Annotated in this window: 26 protein-coding genes; 13 read left to right on the top strand and 13 right to left on the bottom strand. The window is 69.7% G+C overall.

Annotated elements, in window-relative coordinates; translation table 11 throughout:
- Positions 1-169: 169 nt before the first annotated feature.
- A complete protein-coding gene (locus IE307_RS32120; RefSeq protein ID WP_191303161.1) occupies positions 170-1,642 on the top strand; it encodes a leucyl aminopeptidase in 1,473 nt (490 codons plus the stop codon).
- 68 nt (positions 1,643-1,710) lie between these two features.
- On the opposite strand, the gene IE307_RS32115 is transcribed toward IE307_RS32120, so the two are convergent.
- On the bottom strand, positions 1,711-2,307 hold the full coding sequence (locus IE307_RS32115; RefSeq protein ID WP_191303160.1) for a nucleotidyltransferase family protein: 597 nt from the start codon (positions 2,305-2,307) through the stop codon (positions 1,711-1,713).
- A 296-nt stretch (positions 2,308-2,603) separates the two neighbouring features.
- Between IE307_RS32115 and IE307_RS32110 the strand changes: the two genes are divergently transcribed.
- Both IE307_RS32110 and IE307_RS32105 read left to right on the top strand, forming a co-directional pair.
- Positions 2,604-3,065 (top strand): OsmC family protein, encoded by a 462-nt coding sequence (locus IE307_RS32110; RefSeq protein ID WP_191303159.1) that lies wholly within the window; start codon positions 2,604-2,606, stop codon positions 3,063-3,065.
- 45 nt (positions 3,066-3,110) lie between these two features.
- Entirely contained in the window at positions 3,111-4,097 is a 987-nt protein-coding gene (locus IE307_RS32105) for a helix-turn-helix domain-containing protein (protein ID WP_191303158.1), read from the top strand.
- A gap of 150 nt (positions 4,098-4,247) precedes the next feature.
- Here IE307_RS32105 and IE307_RS32100 read toward each other — a convergent pair whose 3' ends face one another.
- Positions 4,248-4,574, bottom strand: a complete 327-nt coding sequence (locus IE307_RS32100) for an oxidoreductase (RefSeq protein WP_191303157.1) — start codon at positions 4,572-4,574, stop codon at positions 4,248-4,250.
- A gap of 182 nt (positions 4,575-4,756) precedes the next feature.
- Here IE307_RS32100 and lpdA point away from each other — a divergent pair, with 182 nt between their 5' ends.
- The 6 genes from lpdA (at position 4,757) to IE307_RS32070 (ending at position 10,764) form a co-directional block, all read left to right on the top strand.
- Positions 4,757-6,145, top strand: coding sequence for a dihydrolipoyl dehydrogenase (gene lpdA / locus IE307_RS32095; RefSeq protein WP_229905272.1), 1,389 nt, complete (start codon positions 4,757-4,759; stop codon positions 6,143-6,145).
- Positions 6,146-6,196: 51 nt separating this feature from the next.
- Positions 6,197-7,954, top strand: a complete 1,758-nt coding sequence (gene sucB / locus IE307_RS32090) for a 2-oxoglutarate dehydrogenase, E2 component, dihydrolipoamide succinyltransferase (RefSeq protein ID WP_191303156.1) — start codon at positions 6,197-6,199, stop codon at positions 7,952-7,954.
- 122 nt (positions 7,955-8,076) lie between these two features.
- Complete coding sequence (locus IE307_RS32085; protein WP_191303155.1) at positions 8,077-8,967, top strand: TIGR01777 family oxidoreductase; 891 nt, start codon at positions 8,077-8,079, stop codon at positions 8,965-8,967.
- Positions 8,964-9,542 carry a phosphatase PAP2 family protein gene (locus IE307_RS32080; RefSeq protein WP_191303154.1) on the top strand — a complete coding sequence of 193 codons (579 nt, stop codon included), beginning with the start codon at positions 8,964-8,966 and terminating at the stop codon, positions 9,540-9,542. Before IE307_RS32085 ends, IE307_RS32080 begins: the two co-directional genes overlap by 4 nt.
- A complete protein-coding gene (lipB, locus tag IE307_RS32075; protein WP_191303153.1) occupies positions 9,499-10,227 on the top strand; it encodes a lipoyl(octanoyl) transferase LipB in 729 nt (242 codons plus the stop codon). The genes IE307_RS32080 and lipB overlap by 44 nt, the downstream gene beginning before the upstream one ends.
- 42 nt (positions 10,228-10,269) lie before the next feature.
- A complete protein-coding gene (locus IE307_RS32070; protein ID WP_191303152.1) occupies positions 10,270-10,764 on the top strand; it encodes a hypothetical protein in 495 nt (164 codons plus the stop codon).
- Between the two features lie 11 nt (positions 10,765-10,775).
- Here the strand turns inward: IE307_RS32070 and IE307_RS32065 are convergent, their stop codons facing one another.
- The 3 genes from IE307_RS32065 to IE307_RS32055 are packed head-to-tail and all read right to left on the bottom strand — an operon-like array spanning position 10,776 to position 13,003.
- On the bottom strand, positions 10,776-11,708 hold the full coding sequence (locus IE307_RS32065) for an LLM class F420-dependent oxidoreductase (protein WP_191303151.1): 933 nt from the start codon (positions 11,706-11,708) through the stop codon (positions 10,776-10,778).
- 9 nt (positions 11,709-11,717) lie between these two features.
- Complete coding sequence (locus IE307_RS32060) at positions 11,718-12,716, bottom strand: CaiB/BaiF CoA transferase family protein (protein WP_191303349.1); 999 nt, start codon at positions 12,714-12,716, stop codon at positions 11,718-11,720.
- Positions 12,713-13,003: an antibiotic biosynthesis monooxygenase family protein gene (locus IE307_RS32055; protein ID WP_191303150.1), complete on the bottom strand. Its 291-nt coding sequence runs from the start codon at positions 13,001-13,003 to the stop codon at positions 12,713-12,715. The genes IE307_RS32060 and IE307_RS32055 overlap by 4 nt, the downstream gene beginning before the upstream one ends.
- Before the next feature lie 92 nt (positions 13,004-13,095).
- Here IE307_RS32055 and IE307_RS32050 point away from each other — a divergent pair, with 92 nt between their 5' ends.
- The gene (locus IE307_RS32050) at positions 13,096-13,872 is read left to right on the top strand and encodes a cyclase family protein (RefSeq protein ID WP_191303149.1); all 777 of its coding nucleotides are present in this window, start codon (positions 13,096-13,098) and stop codon (positions 13,870-13,872) included.
- Positions 13,873-14,067: 195 nt separating this feature from the next.
- Here IE307_RS32050 and IE307_RS32045 read toward each other — a convergent pair whose 3' ends face one another.
- The 8 genes from IE307_RS32045 to IE307_RS32010 form a co-directional block, all read right to left on the bottom strand.
- A complete protein-coding gene (locus tag IE307_RS32045; RefSeq protein ID WP_191303148.1) occupies positions 14,068-14,985 on the bottom strand; it encodes an acyltransferase domain-containing protein in 918 nt (305 codons plus the stop codon).
- Positions 14,986-15,049: 64 nt separating this feature from the next.
- Positions 15,050-16,264: a ketosynthase chain-length factor gene (locus IE307_RS32040; RefSeq protein WP_191303147.1), complete on the bottom strand. Its 1,215-nt coding sequence runs from the start codon at positions 16,262-16,264 to the stop codon at positions 15,050-15,052.
- Positions 16,261-17,529 (bottom strand): beta-ketoacyl-[acyl-carrier-protein] synthase family protein, encoded by a 1,269-nt coding sequence (locus tag IE307_RS32035; RefSeq protein ID WP_191303146.1) that lies wholly within the window; start codon positions 17,527-17,529, stop codon positions 16,261-16,263. Before IE307_RS32035 ends, IE307_RS32040 begins: the two co-directional genes overlap by 4 nt.
- Positions 17,526-18,266, bottom strand: coding sequence for a hydroxymethylglutaryl-CoA lyase-like TIM-barrel protein (locus IE307_RS32030; RefSeq protein WP_191303145.1), 741 nt, complete (start codon positions 18,264-18,266; stop codon positions 17,526-17,528). The genes IE307_RS32035 and IE307_RS32030 overlap by 4 nt, the downstream gene beginning before the upstream one ends.
- Positions 18,267-18,452: a hypothetical protein gene (locus IE307_RS32025; RefSeq protein ID WP_191303144.1), complete on the bottom strand. Its 186-nt coding sequence runs from the start codon at positions 18,450-18,452 to the stop codon at positions 18,267-18,269.
- Between the two features lie 9 nt (positions 18,453-18,461).
- Complete coding sequence (locus IE307_RS32020; protein ID WP_191303143.1) at positions 18,462-19,397, bottom strand: aromatase/cyclase; 936 nt, start codon at positions 19,395-19,397, stop codon at positions 18,462-18,464.
- 37 nt (positions 19,398-19,434) lie between these two features.
- On the bottom strand, positions 19,435-19,686 hold the full coding sequence (locus IE307_RS32015) for an acyl carrier protein (RefSeq protein ID WP_191303142.1): 252 nt from the start codon (positions 19,684-19,686) through the stop codon (positions 19,435-19,437).
- A 157-nt stretch (positions 19,687-19,843) separates the two neighbouring features.
- Positions 19,844-20,653 (bottom strand): AfsR/SARP family transcriptional regulator, encoded by an 810-nt coding sequence (locus IE307_RS32010; RefSeq protein WP_191303141.1) that lies wholly within the window; start codon positions 20,651-20,653, stop codon positions 19,844-19,846.
- 225 nt (positions 20,654-20,878) lie between these two features.
- Between IE307_RS32010 and IE307_RS32005 the strand changes: the two genes are divergently transcribed.
- Genes IE307_RS32005 through IE307_RS31995 form a run of 3 tightly spaced genes read left to right on the top strand, consistent with a single transcriptional unit; the run spans position 20,879 to position 24,009 of the window.
- The gene (locus IE307_RS32005; protein ID WP_191303140.1) at positions 20,879-21,067 is read left to right on the top strand and encodes a hypothetical protein; all 189 of its coding nucleotides are present in this window, start codon (positions 20,879-20,881) and stop codon (positions 21,065-21,067) included.
- A gap of 18 nt (positions 21,068-21,085) precedes the next feature.
- Positions 21,086-23,335 (top strand): TOMM precursor leader peptide-binding protein, encoded by a 2,250-nt coding sequence (locus IE307_RS32000; protein WP_191303139.1) that lies wholly within the window; start codon positions 21,086-21,088, stop codon positions 23,333-23,335.
- A 29-nt stretch (positions 23,336-23,364) separates the two neighbouring features.
- Positions 23,365-24,009: a hypothetical protein gene (locus tag IE307_RS31995; protein ID WP_191303138.1), complete on the top strand. Its 645-nt coding sequence runs from the start codon at positions 23,365-23,367 to the stop codon at positions 24,007-24,009.
- Positions 24,010-24,063: the final 54 nt, after the last annotated feature.

Genomic DNA, 24,063 nt, shown 5'->3' with positions numbered 1-24,063 from the left:
GCCGTAACCACCCGGTCGGTTGATGAGCGAAACGGGCGAATCGCCACTGTGCGCAACTGTGAACGTCACGGATTGCGGCGAACGTGGCGGGGCGGGCATGGCTGGACCAGTCCGACCTTTAGCATGGGTCACGATTCCGAGCCCCCGCATCGCACACCTGGAGCAGCACGTGACAGCCCCGAAGCTGGCCCTCACCGAGGGTGACCTGAGCACCACCGCCGCGGACGCAGTCGTCGTGGGCACCCTGCAGGGTGCGGACGGTCTGGAGCTCGCCCCCGGTGCCGAGGCGGTCGCCGCCGCGTTCGACGGCGCGCTGCTCGACGTGCTCGGCACCCTGCGCGCGTCCGGCAAGGCCGACGAGCTGGTGAAGGTGCCGACCTTCGGCAAGATCGCCGCTCCGCTCCTGCTCGCCGTCGGCCTCGGCAAGACGGCGGGTGAGGAGCAGGTGCGCCGCGCGTCCGGTGTCGCCGCCCGCGCGCTGGCCGGCAAGAAGCGCGCGATCAACACGCTCGCCTCGCTGCACGTCGGTGCCGCCGCCGAGGGCACGCTGCTCGGCGCGTACTCGTTCACCGAGTACAAGTCGGACAAGGGCGAGGGCGCGGTCGCGAAGGTCGACCTGCACGCCGCCGGTTCCAAGGAGAACAAGGCCGCGCTGAAGGCCGCCGTGGCGATCGCCGAGTCCGTCGCCATCGCGCGCGACTTCATCAACACCCCGCCGAACGACCTCTACCCCGCCTCGTTCGCCGCCCGCGCGGAGAAGCTCGCCACCGCGGCCGGCCTCGACGTCGAGATCCTCGACGAGAAGGCGCTGAAGAAGCAGGGCTTCGGCGGCATCCTGGGCGTCGGCGTCGGGTCGACCCGCCAGCCGCGCCTCGTGCGCATCTCGTACAAGGGCGCGAAGGCCGTCAAGAAGGTCGCGCTCGTCGGCAAGGGCATCACGTTCGACACCGGCGGCATCTCGATCAAGCCGGCCGCGGGCATGGACGAGATGACCTCGGACATGTCGGGCGCCGCCGCGATCGTCGCGACGATGGTGCTCGCCGCGAAGCTCAAGTACCCGCTGGAGATCATCGCGTCGATCCCGATGGCGGAGAACATGCCGTCCGGTGACGCCTACCGCCCCGGCGACGTGCTGACCATGTACGGCGGCAAGACCGTCGAGGTGCTCAACACCGACGCCGAGGGCCGCCTGATCCTGTCCGACGCCATCGTGCGCGCGTGCGAGGACGGCCCGGACTACCTCATTGAGACCGCGACCCTGACCGGCGCGCAGGTCGTCGCCCTGGGCAAGCGCACCTCGGGCGTCATGGGCTCCGACGAGTTCCGCGACCGCGTGGCCGCCATCGGCACCGCCGTCGGCGAGTCGGCGTGGGCCATGCCGCTGCCCGAGGAGCTGCGCGCGGACCTCGACTCCCGCCTGGCCGACCTCGCGAACGTCACCGGCCACCGCTGGGGCGGCATGCTCGCGGCCGGTCTGTTCCTGCGCGAGTTCGTGGCCGAGGGCGTGCAGTGGGCGCACATCGACATCGCCGGCCCGGCGTTCCACACCGGTGGGCCGTACGGCTACACCTCGAAGGGCGGCACCGGTGTCCCGGTGCGGACCATCGCGGCCGTGCTGGCGGACATCGCGGCCAACGGCTGAGTCCTCCTCGCTGACGCGGGCGGAGATCCTTCGGGGTCTCCGCCCGTCCGGCTTTTCAAGACGTGGTCTCAGGGCCATGGGAGAACGGTGAGTTCCGGCCACTGCTCGCGCCATCGGGACGTCTTGGTCTCGTAGACGTCCCGGGGCGCGAGGACGGGGTTGGGCCTGACGACCAGGTCGAACACGTCCGACAGGCCGTGCGGCGCGTAGACCCGCCACCGGCCGTCGGGGTCTGTCCGGACGCCGACGCAGCAGGTGGTGGCGGCGAAGGAGTCGATGGCCGACTCGGTCGAGTCGTGCGGCGGGCAGGGCACGCCGAACTTCTGCTCGTACCAGAGGTGGACGCGGGCCTCGTTGCGGATCTCGACGGTCGCGGGCACGGCGGCGAACCGCTCACGGCCCGCGCGGATGACGGCGTCCTCGGCCTCCCACGACAGGTCGGACGCGTCGAAGTAGAACAGGTCGTAGTCGAGGATCCCGTCCTCGGCGGGCTTGCCGGTCACGACGTTCCACACCGTCTGGACCACGCAGCCGGCGGTCAGGTACCAGCCCGGCAGGCGCAGTCCGGCCGCCCCGGCGAGGACGTCCGTCAGCGTTGTGTTGCGGCTGAGGACATCCCGCAGCGCCTCGATCTGCTCGTCCAACGGCAGCCGCCCGAGTCGCATGCCCACTCCCCCACGTGCGCGAATGCCGATCGCGATATCGCCACCCTTTCCGCCGATTCTGGCAGTCCGCGCGAAAAGCGAAAGAAACGACCGCGAATCGTTCGGCCAGGAAAGACACCGCCACAATCGCCACGGACACGATCTCGGCCTTTGCAACGGCTCATTTGCCGACGAAGTCAAAAGACTGGTTGCAAAGTGGCAGGTCGCGGGCCTTCAGGAACTGATATATCGGTGCGGTGGAGCCGGGAGTGCCGGCGGGACTAGGCCTCGGGGCGTGAGGAGAGGAGGATTTCCACATGGGGACGCATCACTACGAGGCTGACGTCGTCTGGACCGGGAACACCGGGACCGGGACTTCCGGGTACAACTCCTACGAGCGCGCGCACGAGATTCGGATCGAGGGCAAGGAGACGATCCTCGGGTCGTCCGATCCGTCTTTCCGGGGTGATCGCAGCCGGTACAACCCCGAGGAGTTGCTCGTCGCGTCGTTGTCGCAGTGCCACATGCTCTGGTTCCTGCACCTCGCGTCGGTCAACGGCGTCGTGGTCACCGGCTACCGGGATCACGCGACCGGCACGATGACCGAGCACCCCGACGGGTCGGGGCGGATCACCGGGGTGGTGCTGAACCCCGTCGTGACCGTCGCCGATCCGGGCACGAGGGAGACGGCGCAGGCGTTGCACGAGAAGGCGCACTCGATGTGCTTCATCGCGGCGAGCGTGAACTTCCCCGTGCGGCACGAGCCGACGGTGGCGTGAAAAGGGCTTGAGTCTCAAGCTGCTTGAGACAGCAGGGTGCCGGTCATGACCAACGACAAGCTCTACGCCATCGGGGACGTCGCGCGCCGCACCGGGCTGAGCGTGAGCGCCATCCGGTTCTACGCGGACGAAGGTGTTGTGACGCCGACCGGTCTCACCGACGGCGGGTATCGGCTCTACGACGTCGAGGCCGTCGCACGGCTGGAGTTGGTGAGAACGCTGCGCGATCTCGGGGCGAGCGTGGAGGACGTGCGGCGGGTGCTGGCCGACGAGACGTCGTTGCACGACCTGGCCAGTGCGCACCTCGTGATCGTCGAACGGCAGTTGCGGCATCTGAAGGCGCGGCGGGCCGTCTTGCGGACCGTGGTGAGTCAGGGCAGCAGTGCGCGGCAGATCGCTCTCATGCACGAGCTCGTCTCACTGTCCGATGAGGACCGTGAGCGGCTGCTCGACGACTTCTGGAGCGAAGTCACCGACGGACTGGCGGTGCACCCGGCGTTCGTCGAGCACCTGCGCCGGTTGCGGCCCGTGCTGCCGCAGGAGCCGGGCACCGAGCAGTTGCAGGCGTGGATCGAACTCGCGGACTTGGTGCAGGACGCGGACTTCCGCGACGAGGTGCGGGTGTTCTTCCGCTCCAGCTTCGCCTCGCCGAAGGCGGCACTTGTGACGTCGCCGGAGGTGATGGCGCGTGTGGAGGCGCACCGGGTGATCGAGGCCGAGGCGTGGGAGGCGGAACGGTCCGGAGTGGAGCCCGGTTCGCCGCGCGGGCGCGAGATCGGCGGGCAGTTGCTCGCCTCGCTCGCCGGGCTGACCGCCGAGGTGACCGGCGACGCGCCGGAGCCGGCCGAGTTGACGCGGGCGATGAGCGAACCCGACCCGCTCGTCGAGCACCACGCCCAGGAGGCCGTCGCGAGGTTCGGCGGCGTGCTGCAGCGATACCTGTCGCTGATGGCGACGATCAACGGGACCACCGACGAGATCGGCACCGGGGCGAGCGAGCCCTGGATCGCCCCGGCGATCCAGGGGGTCTAGGCGCTGTCCTGCAAGTTCGTCAGGTGAGAGACGCGGGCGAGAATCCCGGAGGCGGTACCGCCGCCACGCCCTCATACCGGGCGTTGCGGCGGTGCCGTCTCCGGGGCCCTCGGCCGCCGCTGTCGCCCGACGAGACTTGCAGGACAGCGCCTAGCCGTTGCCCAGCTTCTTCTGCCGCGCGGTGTAGTCGCGCATGCGCTTCGGGTAACCGACGATGCCCGCGTCGTAGATGGGCATGCCGAGTTTGCGTGCGAACGACTTCGCGGCGTCCGGTGACGCGACCCGGCGGCGGGTCCACTCGCCGTCGTGGGCGACCAGGACCACAGTGGTTTCGGTCACCGTGGTCTTCGGCTCCACATAGGCCTCGACGCCCTGGCGGCTCTTGGTCCACTGCTCGAGGTGGCTCGTGTCCTGGCCGGAGGCGGTACGCAGCACACCCGGCCGTGGCTTCCTGCGGAAACGGTCGAACAGCCCCATCGGGCACCTCCTGATGCTTGCCTCCACCATGGTGCCAGGAAAGGGTGTTATGAGTAGGTGAATGATCAGGATCGTGACGCGATGTCCCCATGCCGGATCACCGCGCTCCGACAACTAGTGACAAGATGGCGGAGTACCTCGCGCGCACCCGCGCGTAGTAAGTAATCCCGAGGAGATCCGAAGTGACTTCGCCGGAACTGGAGTCGGCCACCAACGCCGATCTCGTCATCCTCGGCGGTGGTTCAGGTGGCTACGCCTGCGCGTTCCGCGCGGCCGAGCTCGGCCTGTCCGTCGTCCTGGTCGAGAAGGACAAGCTGGGTGGCACCTGCCTGCACCGCGGTTGCATCCCGACCAAGGCGCTGCTGCACGCGGCCGAGGTCGCGGACAACGCCCGCGAAGGCGACCAGTTCGGTGTGAAGTCCTCGCTCGAGGGCATCGACATCGCCGGCGTCAACTCGTACAAGGACGGCGTGGTCTCGCGGCTCTACAAGGGCCTGCAGGGACTGGCGAAGGCCAACAAGGTCACCTTCGTCGAGGGCGCGGGCACGTTCGTCGGCCCGAACACCGTCGAGGTGAACGGTCAGCGCTACACCGGCAAGAACGTGGTCCTCGCGACCGGTTCGTACGCCCGCAGCCTGCCCGGTCTCGAGATCGGCGGCCGGGTCATCACCAGCGACCAGGCGCTCAACCTGGACTTCATCCCCGAGAAGGTCGTCGTCCTCGGCGGCGGCGTCATCGGTGTGGAGTTCGCGAGCGTGTGGCGTTCGTTCGGCGCCGACGTGACCATCGTCGAGGCCCTGCCCCGCCTGGTCCCGGCCGAGGACGAGTACGCGTCCAAGCAGCTCGAGCGCGCGTTCCGCAAGCGCGGCATCAAGTTCAAGACCGGCGTGAAGTTCACCGGCGCCACCCAGTCCGGCTCGGGCGTCTCGGTCACGCTGGAGAACGGCGACGTCCTCGACGCCGACCTGCTGCTCGTCGCGGTCGGCCGCGGCCCGAACAGCGCGGGTCACGGTTACGAGGAGGCCGGCGTCAAGATCGAGCGCGGCTTCGTCGTCACCGACGAGCGCCTGCGCACGAACCTGCCGAACGTCTACGCCGTCGGCGACATCGTGCCCGGTCTGCAGCTCGCGCACCGCGGTTTCCAGCAGGGCATCTTCGTGGCCGAGGAGATCGCGGGCCAGAACCCGAAGGTCATCGACGAGGCGGGCATCCCGCGCGTCACCTACTGCAAGCCCGAGGTCGCCTCCGTGGGTCTCTCCGAGGCCGCGGCCAAGGAGAAGTACGGTTCCGCCGAGACGTTCGTCTACGACCTCGCGGGCAACGGCAAGAGCCAGATCCTCAAGACCGCCGGTGGCGTCAAGCTCGTCAAGGCCCCCGACGGCCCGGTCGTCGGCATCACCATGGTCGGCGAACGCGTCGGCGAGCTCATCGGTGAGGCCCAGCTGATCTACAGCTGGGAGGCTCACCCGGAGGACGTGGCTCCCCTGATCCACGCCCACCCGACCCAGACTGAAGCCCTCGGCGAGGCATTCCTCGCCCTGGCCGGCAAGCCGCTGCACGTGCACGGCTGACCGTTCCCCACACAAAGTCAGCCACACGAGAGCACGAGGAGTCAGCGAACAATGGCCTTCTCCGTCCAGATGCCCGCACTCGGTGAGAGCGTCACCGAGGGCACGGTCACCCGGTGGTTGAAGCAGGAAGGCGACCGGGTGGAGGTGGACGAGCCGTTGCTCGAGGTCTCCACCGACAAGGTCGACACCGAGATCCCGTCCCCGGCGGCCGGTGTCCTGCAGAAGATCGTCGCCCAGGAGGACGACACCGTCGAGGTCGGCGGCGAGCTCGCGGTCATCGGCGACGGTGACGGCGGTTCCTCCGACTCGGCGCCGGCTCCCGCCCAGGAGTCCGCCCCCGAGCAGCAGCAGGAGGAGCCCCAGCAGACGCAGCCGTCCGCGGAGCAGCCTGCCGAGGAGGAGCAGGAGGCTCCGGCGCCCGCCCAGTCGGGTGGTTCCGCCGAGGGCACCGACGTCACGATGCCCGCGCTCGGCGAGTCCGTCACCGAGGGCACCGTCACGCGCTGGCTCAAGCAGGTCGGCGACAGCGTCGAGGTCGACGAGCCGCTGCTCGAGGTCTCGACCGACAAGGTCGACACCGAGATCCCGTCGCCGGTCGCGGGCACGCTGCTCGAGATCGTCGCCGGTGAGGACGAGACCGTCGAGGTCGGCGGCAAGCTCGCCGTCGTCGGTTCCGGCAGCCCGGCCCAGGCCTCGTCGCAGCCGGCTCCCGCGCAGGAGAGCAAGCCCGAGCCGAAGCAGGAGGCCCCGGCCCCCGCGCCGAAGCAGGAAGAGGCGCCGAAGCAGCAGGCTCCGGCTCCGCAGGCCGCTCCGGCTCCGAAGCAGGAGGCTCCCGCGGCGTCTTCCTCGGGCGACGACGCGAACGGCACCCCGTACGTCACGCCGCTCGTGCGCAAGCTCGCGTCGGAGAACGGCATCGACCTGGGCTCGCTCAAGGGCACCGGCGTCGGCGGCCGCATCCGCAAGCAGGACGTGCTCGCCGCCGTCGAGGCCAAGAAGGCCCCGGCTCCGGCACCGGCCGCCGCTCCGGCCGCCTCCGCCCCCGCCGCTCGCACCGCCGCCCCGGCGTCGGTCGACAACTCGGGCAAGCGCGGCACCGTGCAGAAGCTCCCGCGCCTGCGTCAGATCGTCGCGCAGCGCACGCGCGAGTCGCTGCAGATGTCGGCCCAGCTCACCCAGGTGTTCGAGGTCGACGTGACCAAGATCGCCCGGCTGCGCAACCAGGCCAAGAAGGCGTTCGAGGCTCGTGAGGGCGCGAAGCTCACGTTCCTGCCGTTCTTCGCCAAGGCCGCCATCGAGGCCCTCAAGGCCCACCCGGTGCTCAACGCGTCGATCGACGAGGAGCGCAAGGAGGTCACCTACCACGGTGCCGAGCACCTCGGTCTGGCGATCGACACGGAGCGCGGCCTGCTCAACGCCGTGATCCACAACGCCGGTGACCTGAACCTGTCGGGCATCGCCCACAAGATCGGTGACCTGGCCGGGCGCGCGCGGTCGAACAAGCTCACGCCGGACGAGCTCGCCGGTGGCACGTTCTCGCTGACCAACCTCGGCAGCAACGGCGCCCTCTTCGACACCCCGATCATCCAGCAGCCGCAGGTCGGCATCCTGGGCGTCGGCGTCGTCAAGAAGCGCGCGGTCGTCCTGACCGACGAGGACGGCAACGACACCATCGCGATCCGCTCGATGATGTACCTCGCGCTCACCTACGACCACCGCCTGGTCGACGGTGCCGACGCGGGCCGCTTCCTCACCACGGTCAAGAACCGTCTCGAGGAGGGTGCGTTCGAGGCCGACCTCGGTCTCTGACAGCACCGAAGAGTGTGATCTGAGGGCCACCCCGGTTTGCCGGGGTGGCCTTCGGCACATCCTGGGTCCGTTATGTCAGTTGCGGCTGTGCAGGCGCCGCCCGCGTGGGGAACGATCTAGGTATGCGAGTCGTCATCGCGGGATCGTCGGGCCTGATCGGAACGAGCCTGGTGGCGTCCATGCGCGCCGCCGGGCACGAGGTGCTGCGGCTGGTGCGCCGCAAAGCCGCCGCACCCGACGAACGCGGGTGGGACCCCTACGCCGGTCGCATCGACGACGGCACGTTCGACGGCGTCGACGCCGTCATCAACCTGTGCGGTGCCGGCATCGGCGACAAGCGCTGGGACGACGCGCGCAAGCAGGTGCTGCACGACAGCCGGGTCGTCCCGGCCGAGGTGCTGTCGGCGGCGGTCGTCGAGCACGGCGTGCCCGCGCTGGTGAGCTCGTCGGGCGCCCACTTCTACGGTGACACCGGCTCGCGGCTCGCGGACGAGGACGCTCCGGGCGGCCACACGTTCATGTCGCGGCTGACCCAGGACTGGGAGGCGGCGACGTCCGCGGCCCAGGACGCCGGTGTTCGCGTCGTGCTGATGCGCACCGCCGTCGTCATCTCCCCCTCCGGTGGTGTGTTCGGCCGGTTGAGGCCGGTCTTCCAGTTCTTCCTGGGCGGCAAGCTCGGGACCGGTGAGCAGTTCTTCCCGTGGGTGTCGCTGGACGACGTCGTGTCCGCCTACCGGTTCGTCGTCGAGCACGACGAGATCCGCGGGCCGGTCAACGTCGCGGGCCCGACCCCGGTCACGAACGCCGAGTTCACCAAGGCGGTCGGCGCCGCGCTGAGCCGTCCGACGCCGTGGACGGTGCCGGCGTTCGCGCTCAAGACGTTGCTCGGCGGCGAGATGGCGCAGGAGCTGCTGCTCAGCGGCCCCGGCCTGACGCCGAAGGTGCTGGAGAGCCGCGGGTTCCACTTCCTGCACCCGGCACTGCCGTCGGCCCTGAACGCGGCGGTCGCATGACGCGAGCGGTCGCGGCGGTGCTGGTGATCTCGTGGGTCCTGCTGGGACTCCCCGAGATGACGGGGCTCGACGTGTGGGTGCACGACGAGCTCCCGCGCCCGGAGTGGTTGCGGGCGACGGCTTTCGCGGTGAGCCTGGTGATGGGGCCGACGCTCGGGTGGGCGTTCGCGGCCGTGTTGTTCGTGCTGGCGTGGAAACGGCGCGATCCGCGGCTGTGGAAGGCGCTGGCGCTGCACGCGATCTGCTGCGCGACCCTGCTGACGCGGTTCCTCTTCGACCGCGTGCGGCCCATCGAGTACCACCTGCCCAGTTATCCGAGCGGGCACACGGTGGCGGTCGCGTCGGTCGGTTTCACGATGGTCGTGCTGCTCAGGCGCGGTGTGCTGTGGGCGGTGCTCGCGGTGCTGGTGGCGGGGTTCGCGCGGATCGTCCTGGAGATGCACTGGGTCACCGACGTCGTCGGCGCCGTGCTGGGTGTGACGGGCGTCGGGCTTTTGGCCGCCGTGCTGCTGGGGTTGGTAACGTCGGGTCGTGAACTCGTCCCGCACCTCGTCAGACCCCGTCGTCGTCCGTGAGCTGGGGCTCATCGAGTACACGGCGGCGTGGGACCTCCAGAAGGAGATCGCGGAGGCGCGTGCCGGTGGCACCGGCCCCGACACCCTCCTGCTGCTGGAGCACCCGCCCGTCTACACCTGCGGCAAGCGCACCCTCGACGAGGAGCGCCCGCGCGGGGGCAGCACCCCGGTCATCGACGTCGACCGCGGCGGCAAGATCACCTGGCACGGTCCCGGCCAGCTGGTCGGCTACCCGATCGTCAAGCTCTCCGACCCGATCGACGTCGTGGAGTACGTGCGGCGCGTCGAGCAGGGCCTGATCGACGTGTGCGACCGGCTCGGCGTGCACACCGGCCGGGTCGAGGGCCGCAGCGGCGTGTGGATCCCCGCCGACGACCGGGGCCCGGAGCGCAAGGTCGCCGCCATCGGCATCCGCGTGCAGCGCGGCGTGACCATGCACGGCTTCGAGATCAACTGCAACGCGAGCCTCGACGCGTTCGGCGACATCATCCCGTGCGGCATCGCCGACGCGGGCGTCGCTTCTCTCTCGCACGAGCTGGGCCGTGACGTCACCGTCGCCGAGGTCCTGCCGCTCGCCCGTGACTCTGTGCTCGCGGCGCTCGACGGAACGCTCCCCCTGACGGACCGCACTTTGGCCCGCACTGGCCCCGTCGCGGCGGGTATCACCTTCGCTAGCATTCCGTAGCCCTGCGGCGGGGAGCCGCAGGCCTTCGGAGGAGGGTGCGTCGTGAGGTTGTCCCGACGCCAGTTGTTCACGGCTGCCACGATCACGGCTTTCGCCTCGTCAGGACTGCCGGCGGGCTCGGTGGCGGTGGCCGCGCCGGTCCGGACGTGGTCCGGTGGGATCGAGGTCGGCGAGTGGGAGCGCTACTACCTCGGGCTCGACGGCGGAGCGCACCAGAAGGCGCTGGCCGCGCTGGGCATCGCCCACCGCGACGGCGTCCGCGCCGACGAGCCGTACCTGGTCGTGCCGGTCGAGTCCGTGCGCCGGGCGGCGCTGGAGTTCGGTGACCACGCCGCCGCCGACGTGCTGCGGGCCCGGTTCGACCTCGATTCGCCGTCGCTGCTCGGACGGGGGCTGAAGGTCGTGCTCGGCCAGGACGGGCTGGAGCAGCGCTACCTCGACGACCCGGCGTTGCAGCTGCGATACATCGGACATCGGCGGCGCTTCGCGGGGTACGTCCTGCCTATGCCGGCGGCAGTGCGCAAAGCGCTCGCCTGATATCCCGTATATCAGCTCAGCTGCGGAGCGACGTCCGACGCGATCTCGGTGATGTGGTCGAGGTCGGCGAGGTCCAGGATCTGCAGGTACACGCGCTGTATACCGGTCGCATCCCGCCAGGCGCCGATGCGGTCGACGACCTCGGCGGGCGTGCCGGCCAGGCCGTTCTCCTTGAGCTCGTCCACCTCGCGGCCGATCGCGGCGGCACGGCGGGCGACGTCGGCGTCGGTGCGGCCGACGGCGGCGACGAGGGCGACGGAGCGGGTGAGCTCCTTCGGGTCGCGGCCGATCTCCGCGCAGGCGGCGTCGACGCGGCCGAACTGCTCGACGGCGGCGTCGATGCCGACGAACGGCAGGTTGAACTCGGTGGCGTAGGACGCGGCCAGCGCCGGGGTGCGCTTGGCGCCCATGCCGCCGATCAGCAGCGGGACGCGCTCCTGGGCGGGCTTGGGCAGCGCGGGCGAGTCCGTCAGCGCGTAGTGCTTGCCCTCGAACGAGAACGTGCCGCCCTCCGGGGTCTCCCAGAGGCCGGTGATGATCGCGACCTGCTCCTCGTAGCGCTCGAAGCGCTCCCCCAGCGCCGGGAACGGGATCCCGTACGCGGTGTGCTCCGCCTCGTACCAGCCCGCGCCGATGCCGAACTCCACGCGCCCGCCGGACATCTGGTCGACCTGGGCGACGCTGATGGCCAGCGGTCCGGGGTGGCGGAACGTCGCCGCGGTCATCAGCGTGCCCAGGCGGATCGTCGACGTGTCGCGGGCGAGACCGGCGAACGTGATCCACGGGTCGGTCGGGCCGGGCAGGCCGTCGGCCGACCCCATGCTGAGGTAGTGGTCGGAGCGGAAGAAGGCGCCGTACCCGGCGTCCTCGGCCGTCCGCGCCGCGCGGAGCAGGTCGTCGTAGCTCGCGCCCTGCTGGGGTTCGGTGAAGATTCGCAGTTCCACAAGGCGAATCTAGTCGCCGGAAAAGCGTGGTGCAGGCGCGGCCGCGCCATCGGCCGTGAACACCCCGCGTGCCACCAGGTGCGGGTGGGACGCGGCCTCCTCCAGCGTCAGCACCGGAGTCACGCAGGCGTCCGTGGAGGCGAACACCTCCGACCACTCGTCGCGCGTCCGCGTCAGGAAGGCCTCGGCGAACGTCTTGCGCAGCAACAGCCACGAGTCGCGGTCCATCTGCGCGGGCAGGTCGTCGGCCGAAAGCCCCAGACCGGCCAGCAGGAGCGCGTAGAACTGCGGTTCCAGCGACCCGACGGCGACAGAACGGCCGTCCGCGCACTCGTAGATCGAGTAGAACGGGCACCCGCCGTCGAGCAGGTTCGAGTCCGGCGAGTCCTCCCACACCGACTGCGCCTTCATCGACCAGATCATCTGCGCCAGCGACGCCACGCCGTCGACGATCGCCGCGTCCACGACCTGGCCGCGCCCGGTGCGCTGCCGTTCCCACAACGCCGCCAGCACGCCCAGCACGAGGTACAGCGAACCGCCGCCGAAGTCACCGACGAGGTTCAGCGGTGGCTTGCCGATCGCGTGCAGCACCCCGGTCACCGACAGGTAGTTGATGTCGTGGCCGGCGCGCTGGGCCAGCGGACCGTCCTGGCCCCAGCCCGTCATCCGCGCGTAGACGAGCCCGGGGTTGACCGCCAGACAGTCGGAGGGCCCGAGCCCGAGGCGCTCCAGCACGCCGGGCCGGAAGCCCTCGACCACCACGTCGGCCGACGAGATCAGCGCCAGCACCGCGGCCCGGCCGTCAGCGGACTTCAGGTCAGCCGACACCGAACGCCTGCCGCGCAACAGGAAGTCGCGGGAGGCGTCCGGCACCACGGACAGGCCGCCGGACGGACGCTCGACGCGCGTGACCTCCGCGCCGAGGTCCGCCAGCAGCATCGCGCCGTGCGGACCGGGCCCGATACCGCCGAACTCGACGACCTTCAGCCCCTCGAGAGGACCCATCAGGCTTCGAACGACAGACGCGGGCTGAAGATCGCGCCGGTGGACTCGGCCAGGCCGCGCATCGCCTTGGCGTGGTTGCCGAAGTCCGGGTGGGCCAGGGCACCGCGCAGGGCGTCGGCGCTCTCCCACAACGCGATGTTGATGTAGGAGGCCGGGTCGTCGAGCTGGCGCGAGAGCGTGTACTGGATCAGGCCCGGCTGCTCGCGCAGGAACGCGGCCGTCTCGTCGAAGGCCTTCTCGAACTCCTCGGGGTCACCGGTGAGCGTGAAGCGGTTGACGAAGGTGATCATGAGAGAGCTCCCTAAAACGGTGTCAGGCTGGGGAAAACTCTGCACACCCCGTCTTGAGACGTGCTCAAGGAACACCCGCCAGGCTCAGCACCATGCGCATCATCGATCTGTCTTCCCACATTGACGCATCCGCGTACGAAGCGGACCCGGTGACGCACGAGGTGCTCACGGCCGCCCAGGGTGCCGAACACATGGCCGAGCAGCTCAAGGCGCGGCTCGGCATCGAGTTCGACGTCTCCGTGCTGCGGGATTCCGAGTTCCTCACGCTGGACCGGATCAGCCTGACCTCCCACACCGGCACGCACGTCGACGCGCCGTCGCACTACGGCTCGAAGACCACGTACGGCAACGGGATCCCGCGCCACATCGACGAGATGCCGCTGGAGTGGTTCCACAACCCCGGTGTGAAGCTCGACGTCCGCGGCCACGGCACCGGTGTCATCGGCGTCGAGGTGCTGGAGAAGGAGTTCGCCCGCATCGGCTACACGCCGAAGCCGATGGACATCGTCATCCTCGACACCGGCGCCGCCGAGCACGCGGGCACCCAGACCTATTTCACCGACTACACCGGACTCGACGGTCCCGCCACGAACTTCCTGCTGGACCTCGGGGTCAAGGTGATCGCCACCGACGCGTTCAGCCTCGACGCGCCGTTCCCGGACATCGTCAAGCGCTACCTGCAGACCAAGGACGAGAGCGTGCTGTGGCCCGCGCACTTCGCCGGCCGCGACCGCGAGTACTGCCAGATCGAGCGCCTGGCGAACCTGGAGGCGTTGCCGGACTTCGGGTTCACCGTCGTCGCGTTCCCGGTCAAGATCAAGGGTGCCGGTGCCGGCTGGACCAGGGCCGTCGCGCTCCTCGACGACTGACGACGCGAACGTTCGTTTCGAACCCGGGCTCAAGTGAGAGCTGAATCACCGTACTTACCTTGGGAAGTATGGATGACAACGATTTCTCCCCGCCCGAGACCGAAGACCACATCGTCCGCGGCATCGACTAGGTGACCGCAAAGGGCCGCCCTTCCCAGTGGGGTTCCACCGGGAGAGGGCGGCCTTTTTACGTGCTCACACCAGACGGGCGCGGGCGGTCTCGACGGAGTCCGAGGCGTCCAGCAGCGGCAGCACCTGCGAAGCCCCGTGCCGCACCGCCTTCGTGCGCCGCGCGAACGACGTCAGCGTCTGCCCGGGACCGGCCTCGACCAGGAGCACGTCGTACATCGCCAGCAGGTCGTTCAGCGCCGGTCCGAAGTAGACGGTGTCGGTCAGCTGCCGCGTCCAGAACCGCGCGGAGGTGGCGTCGTGCTCGGTCATCAACGTGCCGGTGTACCCGGAGTAGACCGGCATCTTCGGCGCGCGCGGTGACACGGTCCAGGCCGCCAGCGCCTCGTCCACGGCGGGTTGCATCGCCGGGCTGTGGAACGGTGTCGTGGCGGGCACGGTCACCACGGTGAACTCGTCCGCCTCCAGCCGGGCGCGCACCGCGGCCAGTGGTTCGTCCGACCCGGCCAGCATCGTCTGCCGGGCGGAGTTCACGGCCGCGATCGCCACGTCGCCCGCCAGGTACGGCAGCAGTTCCGCCTCCGTGGCCGCCACGGCCAGCATCCCGCCGGACGGGATCGGCACGGCCGACACCACCCGGTCCCGCACCAGGGACACGGCTTCCTCCAACGAGAAGACGCCGGCCAGGGTGACCGCGACCACCTCACCGGCGGAGTGCCCGATCAACGCGACGGGCTTGACGCCCCACGACAGGACCGTGCGTCCCAACGCGTAGTCGACGGCGAACAGCAGAGGCTGCGCGCGCGACACGTGGTCGATGCCGGCACCGGACAGCCAGTCGTCACAGGCCAGCGAGCCGACCTCGCCGAACAGCTCGAACACCTCGTCGACCACCGAGGTGAACACGGCGTCCGTGCCGTACAGGGACGCCGCCATCCGCGGGTACTGCGATCCCTGGCCCGGAAACATCAGTGCTACGTCCACAACACGCCTCCAGAAACGGCTCGAGGCCGTGAAGGGGACACCTTCACGGCCTCGAGGCACGACATCACCTGTACTCGCGAACCACCATGGCGGAGTTGAAGCCGCCCTTGCCGCGGCCGAGCACCAGCGCGGCCTTGATCTTGCCGTGCCGCGCCTCGTTCATCACGAGGTCGAGCTCGTACTCCGGCACGGGGTTCTCGACGTTGACGGTCGGCGGGATCGCGCTCCAGTAGATGGAGAGGATCGCCGACGCCACGTCCAGGGACCCGCCACCGGCGAAGAGGCGGCCCGTCATGGTCTTCGGGGCCGTCACCGGCACGCCGTACGGCCCGAAGATCCCCTTGATCGCCTCGGCCTCGGCCTTGTCGAGCTCGGGGATGCCCGCCGCGTCGGCGAACACCACGTCGATCTCCGAGGCGTCCATGCCGGCGTCGCGCAACGCGAGTTCCGCCGCCCGCTTCAGGCCCGGCTCCCGCGAGGGCATCCGCGAGTCGAACGTCGAGGCGTACCCGACGATCTCACCGTAGATGCGCGTTCCCGGACGCTCGGACGCCGACTCCGGCGTCTCGAGCACCATGATCGCGCCGCCCTCGCCCGCGACGTACCCGGAGGCGTCGCGGTCGAAGGGCAGGTAGGCGCGCCTCGGGTTGTTGTTGCGGGACAGGCGGCCCGACGCCTGGTGGGCCACCCACGCCCACGGGCACAGGGACGAGTCCATGCCGCCGGTCAGCGCGAGCTGGACGCCCTTGCGCAGCTGGCGGCGAGCGTGGCCGATGGAGTCGATGCCACCGGCCTGCTCGGACACCACCACCGCGCCGGGACCGCGTGTGCCGTGGCGGATGGAGATCTGGCCCGTGTTGACCGCGTAGAACCACGCGAACGACTGGTACGCCGAGACGTACTCGGGGCCCTGGTGCCACAGCTTCTGCAGCTCGCGCTGACCGAACTCGTACCCGCCCGCCGTCGCCGCGGTGATGACCGCGATGTCGGTGTCCGGGATGTCGTTGGGCTGCACACCGGCGCCGCGCAACGCCCAGTCGGTGCCCACCAGCGTCAACCGCGTCATGTGGTCCGTCTGCGGCAGCAGCCGGCCCTGCAGGTGCCGGCCTGCCTCGAAGCCCGGCACCTCACCGGCGATCTTCGCCCAGTAGTTGGCGCTGTCGAACCGGGTGATCGGCTTGATCGCCGTCTCCCCCTGCAGGGTCGCCCGCCAGTACGCGGTCGGCCCCAGCCCGTTCGGCGAAGCAATGCCGATTCCCGTCACCACCGCCCGAGTCACCGGCCCGCCCCTTCCACCTTCTTGAGCACCATGGCGCTCTGGAATCCACCGAAACCACTGCCCACGGTGAGGACCGTGTCGACTTTCTTCTCGCGTGCGACCAGGGGTGTGTAGTCGAGGTCGCACTCGGGGTCCTGCTCGTGCAGGTTCGCCGTCGGCGGGATGAGGTCCTGCTCGAACGCCAGCAACGAGCCGACGATCTCGAGCGATCCGATCGCGCCGAGCGAGTGCCCGATCATCGACTTGAAGCCGGAGACCGGGGTCTTGTACGCGTGCGCGCCCAGCGAACGCTTGAACGCCGCCGTCTCGTGCAGGTCGTTCTGCTTGGTGCCCGACCCGTGCGCGTTGATGTACCCGACGTCCGTGGCGTCCGCCCGCGCCTGCTTCAGCGCGATGTTGATGGCGTCGGACATCTCGATGCCCTCGGGGTGCAGGCCCGTCATGTGGTAGGCGTTGCACCGCGAGGCGAAGCCGGCGACCTCACCGTAGATGTGCGCACCGCGGGCGCGGGCGTGCTCCAGCTCCTCGAGCACGATGATCGCGCAACCCTCGCCCAGCACCAGGCCGTCGCGGGTCTTGTCGAACGGACGGCACGCGGTGGTGGGGTCGTCGTTGCGGGTGCTCGACGCGCGGATGACGTCGAAGCACACCACCGTGATCGGGGAGAGCGGGGCCTCGGTGCCGCCGGTGACGACGACGTCCGCGGAGCCCTCCATGATCAGCTCGGCCGCGTACCCGACCGAGTCGAGGCCGGAGGTGCAGCCCGTGGAGACCACGGAGACCGGGCCTTCCGCGCCGACCGTCCACGCCAGCTCCGTCGCCATCGAGGACGGCGTGAAGTAGTCGTAGAGGTGCGGGACGGCGTAGGACTGGTCGACCTCCCAGTACTTGCCCCGGTCGGAGCCGACGATGAACTCGCGCTCCAGCGAGGTCGTGCAGCCGACCGCGGTGCCGAGCGAGACACCGATGCGGCCGGGGTCGAGCTGGTCGAACTCGATGCCGGAGTCGGACATCGCCTCACGGCCCGCGACGACCGCGAACTGCGCGGCCCGGTCGAGCCTGCGGATCTCCTGCGGTGTGAGGCCTTCGCGAACCGGATCGAAGTCTGCTTCCCCCGCCATGCGGGAGCGGTACGGAGACGCGTCGAAGTGCGTGATGATGCGAGTCGCCGTACGCCCTTCGGACAGCAGATTCCAATACGCCTTCGTTCCGATTCCACCAGGTGCGACCACGCCCACCCCGGTGATGACGGCGCGACGACTCATCGGACACCTCCATTCGCCTTCTGTGCGGACACGGTCTGCTCCAATCTCGGACAGGGCACGGGAGCGACACCTGTTTCTGCCGGATGAACCGATGGTGGGACGGCCCGATCGAGGCCACCTTGAACGACGGCGTAGGACCCCTGCACGAGTCCCGCCCCCGCATCCACGGCGAACAGCTGCTTCGCCGCCGAAGCGCCGGCGTCGTGACAACCAAAACCAAGCGGCACACCGGTTTCCGCGACCACCTCGACGATCTCGCCGATCTGGTCGGGCCACAACGAACCCGCTGTGTCGTGCAGCAACACGGTTTCCGCCCCAGCCTCCGCGGCCGTCAGCACGACCTCGAGCGCGTGCTCGGGGTCGGCCAGCCAGCCGTCGAAGAAGTCCCGCGCCTCGACGATCACTCGCCGTTCGGCGCGCACGAGTTGGCGCACGGCCTCCCGGACACCGGTGAAGGTGTCCGGGAGACCGTGCCCTTGTACAACCACGGCCACCGCGGGGGTTTCCGCGGCGAGCAGTGCGGCGAGGTCCTCCGCACCACCGGAAGCGATGAGGGTGGCGGCGCGCAACGAGAGCTCGGACGCCGCTCTGCGGTAGAAGGTCCCGGGACGGGGCCACCGTCCAGGCCTGCCTCCGTCGACGAACGCGACACCGAGCGCGTCGAGGCGCCGGACCGCGACCAGCCTGTCCGAGATGGACAGACCGGTGCGGCGCAACGAGATGTCGTAGAGCTCCACCTAGAATCCCGACAGCAGTACTCGGGAGGCCTCGATCTCCTGGGCGCAGGGCGCCACCGGTGACGGACATCCCTTGAGCCTGTGCTCGGCCGCTGCCCTCTCCAGGTACATCGACACCACGTGGAGCCCGTTGCGGCTTGCAGCGCGTGCAGCCGCGGTGAGCAGGTCCGCGCCGCCCAGCCCCATCGCGTCACCTCACCCGTTCTCGGCGAATTCCTTGGCGTGCCGGAGAGTCGTGAGGCTGTTGGTGCCCAGTGCGTGGCGAATGAGCTCGCGAGCGCGCTCGATCGTCCCGTCGGGCCCCAGCACGTCGGTCACGACCTCGGGCCGGATGACGACCGTGTGGTGCGAGGTCGCCTGGATGCCGGCCTCGATGCCGTCGCCGATGTCGGTGAACGTCCACCGGCCGACGTGCGCCGCCATGATCGGCGGTGTGCGCGTCTGCTTGTAGACGATGCCGTCGTACGGGGTGCAGACCCGCACCGAGTGCGTGGTGTGGATCGACCCGTCCGGGCTGCGCGTGTCCATCTCCATGGACTGCACGCCGGTGACCGCTTCCGTCAGGTCCAGCCGGGCCACGTGCGGCAGGCGCTGCGGCCACAGGTCCGACCGGTAGAGGAACTCGTACACGTCCTTGCGGCTCGCGTGGATCGTGATGCTGTCGGAGAACTTCAGCACCAGCTTGTCGTAGTCGTCGCCGTACTCGGCCGCGCGCTTGAGCGCGGCCAGTTCGGCGTCGCTGTTGTTGTTGACCGCGTTCAGGATGAGGTCGACCGCCTCCGGCTGGGCGGCGGTGAAGTGGTGGAGCAGATCGACCCGGGTCGCCGAGTCGGCGATCGGGACGATCCGCCATTCACCGCCCATCGTCTTCACCGGCGCGGCCGAACGCTCCTGCTGGAACTTGACGTGCAGGTTCGCCGGGTCGAGCTCGCGACGAGACGTCCACGTGCGCACGTCACCGTTCGCGAACGCGTGCAACCGCAGGCGCTCGGTCGAGCCGTCGCTTTCGAACACCTCGGCGTTCACCGTGGGCCCGAAGGTGTACGGCCAGGTGGTCACGTCCGCGATCAGGTCGTACACCACCTTGGCGGGAGCACCGATCATGACCGTGTGCGTGGTGGTGTGCGTCATGTCCCGTCTCCATCTCGTCTGTTCTGGGCTCGGCGGCTCAGGCCGCGAGCACGCCGTTCACCTTGGCCAGCAACGCGCGCGGCGTCTCGATGACCGCCAGCTCGTCGTCCGCCACGGCGACGCCGTACTTCCGCTTGATCAACGACACCGTCTCGAGCAGCGCCAGCGAGTCGAAGCCCAGCTCGATGAACGGGGTGTCGAGGATGTTCCGCCCGGCCTGGAACGAGTCGTCCTCGCCGGCGGCCTCGCTGAGAATGTCCTTGAGACCTTCGATGGTCAGTTCGCTCACGGCCTTTTCCTTTCCTCACCGGGCGTTTCGCGCGCCCCACCTGTGAGGTTGCCAGCGCGAGCTGGTAATCCGCTGGAGGTCGCCTTGACGAATGCCTTGTGGCAGAACGAAAAACGGCTCCCGTCACAGTGTGACGGGAGCCGCTCGAAGCGCACTTCTATGCCAGAAGTCCTTGCAGCTGACGGGTTTCCTCGCGGTCCAGCCGCGGGTCCGAGGTCAGGATGGCGTGCTGCAGCTGCTGCAGCCGCGTCGACGGCTCCACCCCGAGCTCCTCGACGAGCGTGTGCCGCAGCCCCTTGAAGGCGTCCAGCGCCTGCCACTGCCTGCCCGCCCGGAAGAGCGAGATCATGTACTGCGCGCACAGGTGCTCGTTCATCGGGTGCTTGACGGTGAGCACGGCGAGCTCGCTCAGCAGCCCCTTGTGCTTGCCCATCCGCAGATCCGCGTCGATGCGGATCTCCAGCGCGCTGAGCCGTGCCTCCTCGAGCCGGACCGCCTCGAGGCCGAGCGGCATGCCGGGCCGCACGTCGACCACGGCGGGGCCGCGCCAGATCTCCAGCGCCGCCCCCAGCAGCCTCGACGCGGCCGCGAAGTCCTCGGCCTCGTAGGCGTGCTGACCGGACTGGACGAGCCGTTCGAACTCGTAGACGTCGACGGCCGTCTCCGGCACGTCGAGCAGGTAACCGCCGTAGCGGGTGACCAGCACTTCCTTCGCCTCGGACGCGTCGGACGCGGCCAGCGCGTCACCGATCAGCCGGCGCAGCTGCAAGATGTAGGTCTGCAACGTGGTGCGTGCGCTGCGCGGCGGGCGGTCGTCCCACAGCTCCTCGACGAGGGTCGGGACCTGCACGACCTGTCCCGCGTTCAGCGCGAGCAGCGCCAGGATCTGACGCGGCTTGGCCGCGGACGGAACGACCGACCGGCCGTTGACCGTGGCCTCCACCAGACCGAGGACCTTGATCTGCATCGTCGTCCCTCCTCCGCGATCGTGCTGTGAACTCATGGACAAGTTCACCGCACGGGGGCGGGAAAGGGCAGTGTCTGCACCACCGAACGCGGATGAAGTCAGCCCGCGACGGGCATGAGAACTTCACATGCATGCACATTAACGAGTAACTACCGAGTTTTCCCCAGTTCGCAGAACCATTGGGCTACCACCGAAAACCGAGGTTCAAACGCTTGGGGGCCAAAAATGTCCGCACACCGCACGCTCGAGTTGTTACCTTCACCCTCGACGTCGCCCGACGGGGACGACGCCGTGCTCTCGATCTACGAGTTCGACCGTCCCACGAACACCGGCGACAACACGTTCGCCTTCTTCAGCGGATGTGGCCTGCCGCCGTGGACGTGGTTCCACGCGGACCAGACGCTGGCCGCCTGAGCCCACACGGAGCCGGTCGTGAGAGAACGCATCGGGTTCAAGCGCCACCTGCGCACCGAGATCGTGCAGGGAGAGGCCGTCTACCTGTTCGCCGAGAACGGGGTGACGGCACTGCGCGGGCCGCACGTGGAACTGATCGCTCCCCTGCTCGACGGCACGAGGGACCTCACCGCACTGCTCAGTGAGATGCCCGAGCACGTGCCCACCGAGCACGTGGGACGCGTGCTGACGCGGCTGGGGGCCGCGGGGCTCCTCTGCACGCGTGAACCCGATGACCACACCGGAGATCCCGCCACCCGCGCGGCCGCACTGGCCTACTGGGACGCGGCGGGACTGGACGCGACCAGCGCCGTCACCAGCACGACCACCGCACGCGTGCGGCTTGTCGCCGTGGGCGGTGCTGCGACCGGGGCCATGGCGGGAGCACTGCGCCGCGCCGGGCTCGTCCTCAGCGCCGAGGACGAACCGGGTGCCGCTCTCACCGTCGTGGTCTGCGACGACTACCTAGCTCCCGGCCTGCGGGAGGTGGACGAGTCCCACCGCGCCACGGGCACTCCGTGGCTGCTCACCAGGCCGACCGGCACCCAGGTGTGGGTCGGGCCGGTCTTCACCCCGGGCGACGGCGCCTGCTGGCGGTGTCTCGCGACCCGCCTGTCGGCCAACCGCCCGGCCGAGGCGCACGTCCAGGCACGCCGCGGGCAGAACGGTCCCGCGGCACGGCCGGCCGTGCACCTGCCGTCCGTCACCGCGACGGCCGTCGAGGTCGCCGCGCTCGAGGCCACGAAGTGGCTGGCCGGCCACCGCCACCCCGGCCAGCGCGAGGTGTGGGCGTGCGACAGCCTCACCCTGCGCACCACGCACCACCAGGTCAGGGCGCTGCCGCAGTGCCCTGACTGCGGCGATCCGGACATCGTGCGGCAGCAGGCCCACCGGCCGGTGCTGATCGGGCAGAGGCTCAAGCGCTCGCGCGACGGCGGCGGCCACCGGTCCTCCACGCCCGGCGAGGTGCTCGACACCTACGGCCACCTGATCAGCCCCGTCACCGGCGTCGTCAAGGACGTCCGGCGCGACTCGCGCGGCCCGAGCACGTTCCACTCCTACCGCTCCGGGCTGAACCACGCCGCGAACGGCGGCGGGTTCGAAGGACTGCGGTCGACCCTGCGGTGCGAGAACGGCGGCAAGGGCGTCACGGCGCTCGACGCCGAGGTCGGCGCGCTGTGCGAGGCGCTCGAGCGCTACAGCGCCGGCTACCACGGTGACGAAGCGCGGATCCGGGGCAGCTTCCGCACCCTCGGCGACGAGGCGGTGCACCCCGACACGTTCCAGCTCTACCACCCGCGCCAGTTCGAGGACCGCACCGCGTGGAACGGGGCGCACTCGGCGTTCCAGCACGTCGCGGAGCCGTTCGACGAGACCGGCGTGCTCGACTGGACGCCGGTGTGGTCGATGACCGCCCAGTGCCACCGGCTGATGCCGACCTCGTCGCTCTACTTCGGCGCCCCCGCGCCCCGGTCGATCGTGGCCAACTCCAACGGGTGCGCGGCGGGCAGCAGCATCGAGGACGCCACCCTGCAGGGCATGCTGGAGCTGGTGGAACGCGACGCGATCGCGCTGTGGTGGTACAACCGCAGCGTCGTGCCCGCCGTCGACCTGGACGCCGCGGGCGACCCGTTCGTCGACGAGATGCGCGAGGTCTACGCCGACCTCGGCCGTGAGCTGTGGGTGCTGGACCTGACCGCCGACCTCGGCGTGCCCGTGCTCGCCGCGGTGTCGCGCCGCGTCGACGGACCGCACGAGGACATCATGTTCGGCTTCGGCGCCCACCTGGACCCGCGGTGCGCGCTGCGCAGGGCGCTCACCGAGCTCAACCAGGTGATGCCCACGATCATCGACCTCGACGACAACGGGCGTCGCGCGCTCGACGTCGACCTGCGCGGCTGGCTCGCCGACGCCACCATCGCGAACCAGCCGTACCTCGCGCCCAGCGGCGCCGCCGCGCCGCACCACGACTACTCGCGCCAGCCCGACCTCGGGGAGGACGTCAGGTCCGTGCAGACCCGGATCGAGGCGGCCGGGATGGAGGTCCTCGTGCTCGACCAGACACGGCCCCACGTCGGACTTCCCGTCGTGAAGGTGGTGGTGCCGGGCATGCGGCACTTCTGGTCGAGGCTCGCTCAAGGGAGGCTCTACGACGTTCCTGTAGCACTGGGCCGTGTGAGAAGACCGGCGACTTACGACGAGCTGAACCCGATCCCGATGTTCATGTGATCCACTTGCGCACAGGCTGGGGAACTGCCGTGAAATCACACATTCCGTCGGCACGGCCGCTGTGGTCGCTGCTCGAGGACGCGGTTGTGGTGAGTGATCCGGAACGTGGCCACCTCACCGTGCGCGGCCGATGGGGTGACATCGAGTTGCACGACGGAACGCCCCTGGTGCGGGAGGCGTTGCACCGCATGACGCTCGGGCCGGTCTCGCTCGAGAACATCCCCGCGCTGTACGAGAACTACGCGAGCTGGAAGTCGGGCGGCGGCGGCCCGTGCCCGGTGTGGCACAGGCTCAAGAAGACGCTCGACAAACTGGGTGGCTGCGTCATCCCGTCGCTCGGGCTCGACGACGGCGCGGGGCCGATCCTCTCGGTGCTGGCGATCGCGGGCGACGCCGTCTTCACGTTGCCGCACATCGCGCACGAACAGCCGATCGGCATCCTGCCCGACACCAGCATCGAACGCCTCAACGGAGACCAGGCCATGGTGTGCCCCGGTCTCGCCTACCAGGTGACGCTGCACCGGGCGCCGGCCGCGGAGATCGCGAAGTCGTTGATGCACACCGAGTCCACGATCGCCGACATCGCGAACAACCTCCAGCTCAGCCGGTTGATCGTCGCCGACGTCGTCGCGTACCTCGCGGGCGCGGGATTCATCGCGTTACCAGCGAATTAAATCGGCTCCCCGGCGTGAGCGGGTAGGTAGCATGGCCTGCGGTGACGCTCCAGA

Source organism: Lentzea cavernae (assembly GCF_014653695.1).
In the GTDB taxonomy this organism is placed as follows: Bacteria; Actinomycetota; Actinomycetes; order Mycobacteriales; family Pseudonocardiaceae; genus Lentzea; species Lentzea cavernae.
The sequence above is the reverse complement of the archived record's forward strand: the minus strand, read 5'-3'. Positions and strand labels throughout refer to the sequence as shown.

Excerpts from the sequence above, each read along its gene's own strand:
- IE307_RS32115 (WP_191303160.1), bottom strand. The coding sequence starts at position 2,307 with ATGCGACTCGGGCGGCTGCCGTTGGACGAGCAGATCGAGGCGCTGCGG.
- IE307_RS32110 (WP_191303159.1), top strand. The coding sequence starts at position 2,604 with ATGGGGACGCATCACTACGAGGCTGACGTCGTCTGGACCGGGAACACC.
- IE307_RS32105 (WP_191303158.1), top strand. The coding sequence starts at position 3,111 with ATGACCAACGACAAGCTCTACGCCATCGGGGACGTCGCGCGCCGCACC.
- IE307_RS32100 (WP_191303157.1), bottom strand. The coding sequence starts at position 4,574 with ATGGGGCTGTTCGACCGTTTCCGCAGGAAGCCACGGCCGGGTGTGCTG.
- sucB (WP_191303156.1), top strand. The coding sequence starts at position 6,197 with ATGGCCTTCTCCGTCCAGATGCCCGCACTCGGTGAGAGCGTCACCGAG.
- IE307_RS32085 (WP_191303155.1), top strand. The coding sequence starts at position 8,077 with ATGCGAGTCGTCATCGCGGGATCGTCGGGCCTGATCGGAACGAGCCTG.
- IE307_RS32080 (WP_191303154.1), top strand. The coding sequence starts at position 8,964 with ATGACGCGAGCGGTCGCGGCGGTGCTGGTGATCTCGTGGGTCCTGCTG.
- IE307_RS32055 (WP_191303150.1), bottom strand. The coding sequence starts at position 13,003 with ATGATCACCTTCGTCAACCGCTTCACGCTCACCGGTGACCCCGAGGAG.
- IE307_RS32050 (WP_191303149.1), top strand. The coding sequence starts at position 13,096 with ATGCGCATCATCGATCTGTCTTCCCACATTGACGCATCCGCGTACGAA.
- IE307_RS32035 (WP_191303146.1), bottom strand. The coding sequence starts at position 17,529 with ATGAGTCGTCGCGCCGTCATCACCGGGGTGGGCGTGGTCGCACCTGGT.
- IE307_RS32025 (WP_191303144.1), bottom strand. The coding sequence starts at position 18,452 with ATGGGGCTGGGCGGCGCGGACCTGCTCACCGCGGCTGCACGCGCTGCA.
- IE307_RS32020 (WP_191303143.1), bottom strand. The coding sequence starts at position 19,397 with ATGACGCACACCACCACGCACACGGTCATGATCGGTGCTCCCGCCAAG.
- IE307_RS32010 (WP_191303141.1), bottom strand. The coding sequence starts at position 20,653 with ATGCAGATCAAGGTCCTCGGTCTGGTGGAGGCCACGGTCAACGGCCGG.
- IE307_RS32005 (WP_191303140.1), top strand. The coding sequence starts at position 20,879 with ATGTCCGCACACCGCACGCTCGAGTTGTTACCTTCACCCTCGACGTCG.